Raw genomic sequence first — 7,181 nt, forward strand, 5'->3', positions numbered from 1 at the left:
CAGTAATAATGTTTGAAGGTGAGCAAGGTTATAACTTTATGGTCGCTACTTCAAGACCCGAATTAATATTTGGAGTAGTGATGTTAATCATTAACCCAGAATCTAAATATGTTGTAGTAGAGTATAGAAACAAAAGGTTCATTATATCTGAAAAAACTTATTTAAAGTTATCCTATCAGAAGGAAATGAAACTCGTTAACGACATAGCTGTTCACGATATTTTAAAATTAAGTGCAATCAATCCAGTGACTAGAAAGAGGATTGAAGTAGTTCCTAGTAAGTACGTTGATCCCTCTTTAGGAACTGGTGTTGTTATGGGATATCCAGCTCATGATCCTTTCCACTATCTAGCCTTGGTCGAATCTAATAAAAACTTAGACGTAATACCAATTATAATTACTGAAGGATTAGGAGAGATCCCAGCTGAGGAAATAGTAGTTCAAACTAGAGATCCAGCTGAATTGAAAGATTTCGTTGAAAGTATTTACAGAACCGAATACTATAAGGGATACGTACGAGAAGAAGTATTATCAATAGTTCCTGACTTTTTAAAGCAATTTGTAAGAGAAAAGATTGTGAACAAAAGTGTACAAGAAGCTAGAAGAACTACGATAGAGCTACTTAAGATGCTGGACTCGTATGATACTATATTCGAGATAAGTAATGGCCCAATCTATTGTAGATGTGGTACTGAAATAGTTCTAAAGAAAGTTGATAAGCAATGGTTCATCACATATGATAATCCTAAATGGAAGTCCAATACAATAAAGGTATTAGGTAACATCGATTTTGTTCCGAAAGAGATGAAGAGAGAAGTTGAAAAGATAATCTTTAACACTAGGAGAGAAGCTATAAGCAGGTCAAGAGGATTAGGTGCTAGGTTACCTTGGGATGAGTCTCAAATAGTAGAAAGTCTAAGTGACTCTACGTTATATACTTTGCTATATACCGTAATCCACAAGATGAACTTTATGCCTAACGACGAGATATTCGATTATATATTTTTAGGTAAAGGTAACCCGTCTTCAGATATTGAGGGTCTTAGGAAGGAGTTCATGTATTGGTATCCTGTTGATCAAAGACATACGGGTAGGGATTTAATACAGAATCATATCCCATTTTACATCTATAATCATTTAGCGATCTTGGGAGAGAGATACTTACCGAGAAGGATCGTTACTAACGGTTTCGTTAGAGTGGGAGGTAGGAAAATGAGTAAGAGTTTAAGGAACATATATCCTTTATCTAAGGCTATAAAGGAGTTTGGAGTCGATCCGGTCAGGGTTTCTTTAGCTTGTAATACCGATTTGTCTCAAGATCTAGACTTCAACGTGAACCAGGTGACATCTTATGCTGAGCAGTTGAAGAGGTTATATGATCTAATTAGTACTCTCTTGTCAGTCAAGAGCGGATTAAAAGAACTGAGAATACCTGATAAGTGGCTGTTATCGAAGTTAAGAAGCTTAATATCCTCACTTAACCAGGCTATGGAAAACTTCGAGATAAGAAAAGCGGCTAACATAATTCTCTACGATATCTATAATGCACTTAAAGATTACTTTGATATGGTTGAAGTACCTAATGATGAGGTGATTTATAAGGTTTTATCTGTATGGATAAGAGCTCTGTCTCCATTCGTTCCGCATACTGCTGAAGAATTGTGGAGTAAGATCTCAGATTCGTTTGTATCATTAGAAAAATATCCCACTGAGCAAGAAGTTCAAAGCTATCCTGAGGCATTATTTGAAGTTAACTATTTGAATCAGATCGTAGAGAATGTAAGAGAGTTAGAGGATATCTTAGGTAAAAAGGCAGATAGGGTAATAATATATGTTGACAATAGCCCTAGGGGAAAGATGCTAATTAAGAAGGTAATCGAATATATTGATAAGGGAATACCGATGAGAGAATTTGTATCAGAGGTTGGGCAAAACGAGAAGGCTAGTGAAAAGCTTTACGTAACTCTATCCAAGCTTGATAAACCTATAAGGGATTTAATATATAGCACCAATATAAATGAAGAAGAAATAATATATAGAAATATGAACTATATTCTAAAGAAGTTAAAAGTTAGTGAGATAGTAGTTTATGATTCTAGTCAGCCAGATACGCCAGACATAAAGGGTAAGAAGGCTCAAGCGATACCTTTAATTCCATCAGTAATTGTATTCTAGCATGAGACATTTTATTATAGATTGTGATACAGCGGAGGATGATATATTAAGCTTATATATGCTGATAAAGAATGGAGTGAATGTTGAAGGTATAACGATAGTTGAAGGAAATATTTCTTTTGAACAAGAAGTATCAAATGCCCTATGGGCCTTGGAGCAAATAGATAAAGATATACCAGTTTTCCCTGGATCAAGAAAACCCTTAATAAAAAACTTTATGACAGTTGAAAAAGTGCATGGTAAGGGAGGAATTGGAGATATTATTGCTAAGCCGCAGAGACTAAAGGCCCAAAATAAGCATGCTGCGCTTGCGATCACTGAGTTAGCGGATAGATTTAGTGGTGAGCTAGAGTTCTTAGCAATTTCTCCACTCACGAACTTAGCATTGGCATACCTGCTAGATAATTCAATTGTAGATAAGATTAAGAAGGTGTGGATAATGGGGGGTTCAGTTTATAGTATAGGAAATATAACACCAGTAGCTGAATTCAATATTTGGGTTGATCCAGATGCTGCTAAAATAGTTTTTAACGCTGGATTCGATATTACTATGGTACCATGGGATGTTATAATTAATTATCCAGTGACTAATGAGGAATGGGATAGAATAAATAAGATGAACACGAAGATGAGCAGATTATATGTGTCAATGTATAAGCATTACAGAGAATATTCTTCTTCAGTTCAAAGGATTAATGGTCACCCTCATCCTGATGCAATTACTACAGCAATTGCTATAGATAGTACAATAGCTACAAGGAAAGAGAAAAGATACGTAGTAATCGATAATACGGATGGTTATACTAGGGGAATGACTCTGGTTGATAGATTTGATGCAGACACTAGTTGGTCTGATAGCCCTAATGCAGAAATAATATATGAAATAGATAAAAATAGATTTATGGAAAAAATCTATGACTTACTTAACTGGTTTTAAGTTTTAAGAACTTGTATCTTAACTACTCCTTCATTTTCATCGTAAATTACCTTTACTAAATCTCCTTCTTTAATCTGGAACTTCTGCCTAACTTTTGCCGGTATTGTGACTTGATAGTTGCGAGAAACCTTTACAACTTCTTCTACTGCCATAAAAATGTATTAGTAAAAAAGGGTTTAAATATTTTATCAAATGCTATGAAAAGACAATCCTACTATCGACTGCAAAAGCACCTTTTTCATTAACTATAATTGGATTTATATCCATTTCCTTAACATTTAAGTCAACGATAAGCCTTGAAACTATAGTAATTGCTCTAATTAAGGAACCTACGTCATAATTTCTTTTCCTAGTAGTCAACATTTGATATACCTTGCTCTCCTCAAGCATTTCCATAGCTTCTTCTTCATCAATTGGTGATAATCCATAACTCACGTTCTTTAAGACTTCAACATAAACTCCTCCACTACCTATGATGACAGTATGACCAAAAACTGGATCTTTAATACCACCAATGTATGCTTCAAGCCCTGTTAATTGTTGTTGAATTAAAACCCTCTTCGTAATAGATGATAATCTCTTAAAAACGTCCTTAACCATGTCTCTTTCCACGTTCATGATAACTCCTTTCATTTCAGTCTTATGCATTGGCTCGTCCGGAGAGATCTTCATCACTACTGGATATCCTATATTATCAGCTATTTTTTGGGCATCCTCCTCAGATTCTGCAACACCCCACTGAGGTGTCATAATCCCATAAATTTCCATTAGTTTTAAAGCTTCAAAGTCTTTTAGATATTTTTTATCTTTTATTAAGTAGTAAGCGTCTCTTATTGGTTGGGATATTCTAATCTTTTTCTTAGGTTTAGGTCTAATAGTTACGTATTTAATCGATTTTATTGCATCCTCTGGGAAACTAAAATATGGTATGTTAGCTCCTTCTAATAACCTAGCAGAAAAATCTTCGTCCTCGCCCATTAATACTCCTATTATACCCTTTCCCTTAAACTGTAATAATGCTTTAGCAACTTCAGTAGTGCTCAAAAAAGGTAACGCTTCAGCTATTACGACCTTAGTACAATCTAAATCTGATACTATCTTTAAAGCGTTAACGTACCTATCTCTGCCTGCATCACCAGTTAAATCTAATGGATTCCTTATTGTGCTGGTTAAAGGTAAAACTTTTCTTAATTCTCTCTTTATCCTCTCTGGTAAGTCTATTAGAGTTAACTGATTTCTTTCAACTGCATCTGATGCCAAGACTCCATGACCTCCAGAGTTAGTTATTATCAAAATCTCTTGCCTTATTGGTTCAGAAGTTGATAATATTCTGCTCAAATTTAGAAATTCCCTTAGGTCTTCTACAAGTATACCTCCAATAGTTTTAACTGCAGCTCTAAATACCTCATAAGAACCGGCTAAGCTACCAGTATGAGTGCTAACTGCCTCAGAGCCTTTAGAAGTTACTCCACCTTTTATGAATACTATTGGTTTTCTTTCAGATGCTTCTGGTAAAACCTCTAAGAATTTATTTCCATCAGACACTCCTTCAATGTAAACAAATATTGCTCTAGTTTCTGGATCTTCCGACAAATATTCTATTACCTCATATTCCTTTACATCAGCTTGATTTCCCAGACTGACTAGATAACTTATGCCAGTCCTAGTCTTCCTAGCCCAGTCTAGCATGTATGCCCCTATTCCTCCACTCTGAACTATTAGCGCAATATTTCCTCTTCTAACGTCTCCAAAAGCAAAAGTTGCATTATAATCCGGTGAGATAATTCCCATAGTATTAGGACCTAGAAATCTAATTCCACCCTTACTGGCAATGCTAATCAATTTTTTCTCCAATTCCTCCCCTTCTCTACCCACTTCTCTAAAACCGGCTGTAATTACAATGGCACTTTTAACGCCTTTCTCTACCATCTCTTCCATTACCGGAATTACGTATTCCCTAGGAACTACTATTATACCTAGATCTATGTCTTCATGTATTTCTTTAACACTCTTGTAAGCCTTTATACCTTCAACGCTTTCTGCCTTGTTATTTATAGGATAAACGTTACCTCTAAATGTACTAATTAAATTTCTAAATATAACATTACCTACTTTTTCCTTATTTCTAGAAGCTCCAATAACTGCAATATTTCTAGGTTTGAATAGCGGATTTAATGACATTTAAGCCTATTAGCAATTTAGCTAATAAAAATTTTAACTGGTTTGTAATAATGAAAGAATAATAAAATGGAGATAGAGAGAATAATAAAGCTCGAGGAGGAGTTTAAGAAGGAGAAAAGTTCGTCTAAAAGGAACGTAATTTTGTCTACGTTAATTTCTGAATACTATAATCTTTACGTAAAGAGTAGGAATAAACTATTTTTAGATAAGATAATAGATTTATCCAAAAATTTACCTAAGAAAGATTATAAATCAATGAACGTACTCGGGTTAGTTCATCTGGAAAAGGAAGAGTATGATAGCGCAATAAATATATTTAAAGAGATAATTAATGAGTTTAAGCTGCCGGAAGACGATAAAAATGTAATATTATATAACTTGTCTCTGGCCTATTTTAACAAGGGAGACTACTATGTGGCATATGAGACTCTAAAAGATGTCATCTCTAACTCTAGGGGAGAAATTAACGTTTTGTCAAAAAAATTACTAGCAAAAGTTTGTCTAAAGCTAGGTGCGGAGAACATTAAATATGTTGAAGAAGCTAAGAAAGTTCTTGAAAGTTTAGATATGCCTTCTGAGGAGTTGGCAATAGCATATGCAATCTTATTTAAATATTATAACGATTTTAAATTATTAGGTAAGGCTAAGGAATTGGCTAACAATCTAGGTGATGAGAGAGTTCTAGCTGACGTTTTAAGTGTTTCTGAACAAGAAGATGACTTAAGAAAAGCCCTTGATATATACGTCAAATTAAATGACAAGAAAGGAAAAATAAGGGTCTTATATAAGTTATCTAAGAAATATTCCGATCTAATATCTGAAATAATAGATGGAATCAGTGGGTTAGAGGATAGCAAGGATAAATTGACTATATTATATGACCTATACGAGAGAACTAAATTGGTTCATTTCTTAAAAGAGGCAATCAAGTGTGCTGAGAATATTAATGATTATTTATTTCTAGCCAGAGGATATGCTGAATTAGCCAACTATGAAAACGAAGTAATTAATCTAAGACTTTCCATAAAATACTACGAGAAGTACATAGAGGCTAATGTCAAAAAGTAGTCGGTAGTTATTAGTGATAAAAATAAAATTTCGACTAACCGATAATTATGTCATGATAAAGCACGCGGAATATACTAGGCACGGAATAACCGAACCAATAATGCTAGTTATGGTTTATAAAAAGGTAGAGGATGGAAAAATAATTTCTGCATTTAGATTTTCCATATATAAGAATATGATAATTACGGTATATGAAGACGATAAACTTCAAGGGGGAGAAGTTATAGATTTTGATATATTCAACATGGTAAACTTGATAAATAAGGTAAGAAAGTATTATGATGACAATATAGATGATTTAGTAATATTCGGAGAAAAACAATATGTAGATGACTTCCTAAATAAGTTTTTAGAAGAATAATGATGAGAAAAATGGGACAGCAGATAAGTGAAGACCCATTCATGCTCTGACTAGAATACGATTTTCCCTAGCTTAGCCCTTATTAATACTCCTAACGCTAAAAACACAACCGCGAATCCAATAACAATAGGAATAGCAGGATACCATGGTGGAGCTTTAGCCAATAACTCGATCACCCAAACCGTAATTACTAAGAACACAGCAAGAGGACCCAATATGAGAATCCACGTGGAAGTTGAGTAGTTCATAAATACCATTTTTCCCACCTACTTTTTATATTTTACTCTAAATATACTTCATACATTTATTTCTTGGTTTACTATAAAGTTATTTTATAGATAAATCTAATCGAATTAATTAAATAAATTATGATTTTAAAATCTTAATTATCTCATTATACATTTCTTTATCTTTCTCGCTTATCTTTTCTAATGACCAAGGTAATAAACCCTTATTTTTA

At 33.8% G+C, this 7,181-nt stretch carries 7 protein-coding genes and 1 pseudogene; 4 read left to right on the plus strand and 4 right to left on the minus strand.

Annotation, left to right across the window (positions count from 1 at the left end):
- Nucleotides 1-2,174: leucine--tRNA ligase (locus DMP16_RS06765; RefSeq protein WP_143577008.1), on the plus strand; the 2,174-nt coding region annotated here is incomplete at its 5' end.
- 1 nt (nucleotide 2,175) lies between these two features.
- Nucleotides 2,176-3,111 carry a nucleoside hydrolase gene (locus DMP16_RS06770; RefSeq protein ID WP_069282268.1) on the plus strand — a complete coding sequence of 312 codons (936 nt, stop codon included), beginning with the start codon at nucleotides 2,176-2,178 and terminating at the stop codon, nucleotides 3,109-3,111.
- Here DMP16_RS06770 and DMP16_RS06775 read toward each other — a convergent pair.
- Both DMP16_RS06775 and DMP16_RS06780 read right to left on the minus strand, forming a co-directional pair.
- The gene (locus DMP16_RS06775; protein ID WP_069282269.1) at nucleotides 3,108-3,263 is read right to left on the minus strand and encodes an AbrB/MazE/SpoVT family DNA-binding domain-containing protein; all 156 of its coding nucleotides are present in this window, start codon (nucleotides 3,261-3,263) and stop codon (nucleotides 3,108-3,110) included. The two genes, DMP16_RS06770 and DMP16_RS06775, sit on opposite strands and share 4 nt — an antisense overlap.
- A 43-nt stretch (nucleotides 3,264-3,306) precedes the next feature.
- Nucleotides 3,307-5,292 (minus strand): acetate--CoA ligase, encoded by a 1,986-nt coding sequence (locus DMP16_RS06780; RefSeq protein WP_069282270.1) that lies wholly within the window; start codon nucleotides 5,290-5,292, stop codon nucleotides 3,307-3,309.
- Nucleotides 5,293-5,358: 66 nt separating this feature from the next.
- On the opposite strand from DMP16_RS06780, the gene DMP16_RS06785 reads away from it, so the two are divergent.
- Together DMP16_RS06785 and DMP16_RS06790 are read left to right on the plus strand one after the other, a co-directional pair.
- Nucleotides 5,359-6,360, plus strand: a complete 1,002-nt coding sequence (locus tag DMP16_RS06785; protein ID WP_231961224.1) for a CDC27 family protein — start codon at nucleotides 5,359-5,361, stop codon at nucleotides 6,358-6,360.
- 52 nt (nucleotides 6,361-6,412) lie between these two features.
- Nucleotides 6,413-6,721, plus strand: a complete 309-nt coding sequence (locus DMP16_RS06790) for a hypothetical protein (RefSeq protein ID WP_069282271.1) — start codon at nucleotides 6,413-6,415, stop codon at nucleotides 6,719-6,721.
- 50 nt (nucleotides 6,722-6,771) lie between these two features.
- Here DMP16_RS06790 and DMP16_RS06795 read toward each other — a convergent pair whose 3' ends face one another.
- Together DMP16_RS06795 and DMP16_RS10995 are read right to left on the minus strand one after the other, a co-directional pair.
- Complete coding sequence (locus DMP16_RS06795) at nucleotides 6,772-6,978, minus strand: hypothetical protein (protein ID WP_143577009.1); 207 nt, start codon at nucleotides 6,976-6,978, stop codon at nucleotides 6,772-6,774.
- 109 nt (nucleotides 6,979-7,087) lie between these two features.
- Nucleotides 7,088-7,181, minus strand: a pseudogene (locus tag DMP16_RS10995) (hypothetical protein); the annotation flags it as partial.

The sequence above is a fragment of the Sulfolobus sp. B1 genome, from assembly GCF_007050195.1.
GTDB lineage: Archaea > Thermoproteota > Thermoprotei_A > Sulfolobales > Sulfolobaceae > Saccharolobus.

Bases quoted from the DNA above. Each gene is read 5' to 3' on its own strand.
- DMP16_RS06770 (WP_069282268.1), top strand. From the start codon at position 2,176: ATGAGACATTTTATTATAGATTGTGATACAGCGGAGGATGATATATTA.
- DMP16_RS06775 (WP_069282269.1), bottom strand. From the start codon at position 3,263: ATGGCAGTAGAAGAAGTTGTAAAGGTTTCTCGCAACTATCAAGTCACA.
- DMP16_RS06780 (WP_069282270.1), bottom strand. From the start codon at position 5,292: ATGTCATTAAATCCGCTATTCAAACCTAGAAATATTGCAGTTATTGGA.
- DMP16_RS06785 (WP_231961224.1), top strand. From the start codon at position 5,359: ATGGAGATAGAGAGAATAATAAAGCTCGAGGAGGAGTTTAAGAAGGAG.
- DMP16_RS06790 (WP_069282271.1), top strand. From the start codon at position 6,413: ATGATAAAGCACGCGGAATATACTAGGCACGGAATAACCGAACCAATA.
- DMP16_RS06795 (WP_143577009.1), bottom strand. From the start codon at position 6,978: ATGGTATTTATGAACTACTCAACTTCCACGTGGATTCTCATATTGGGT.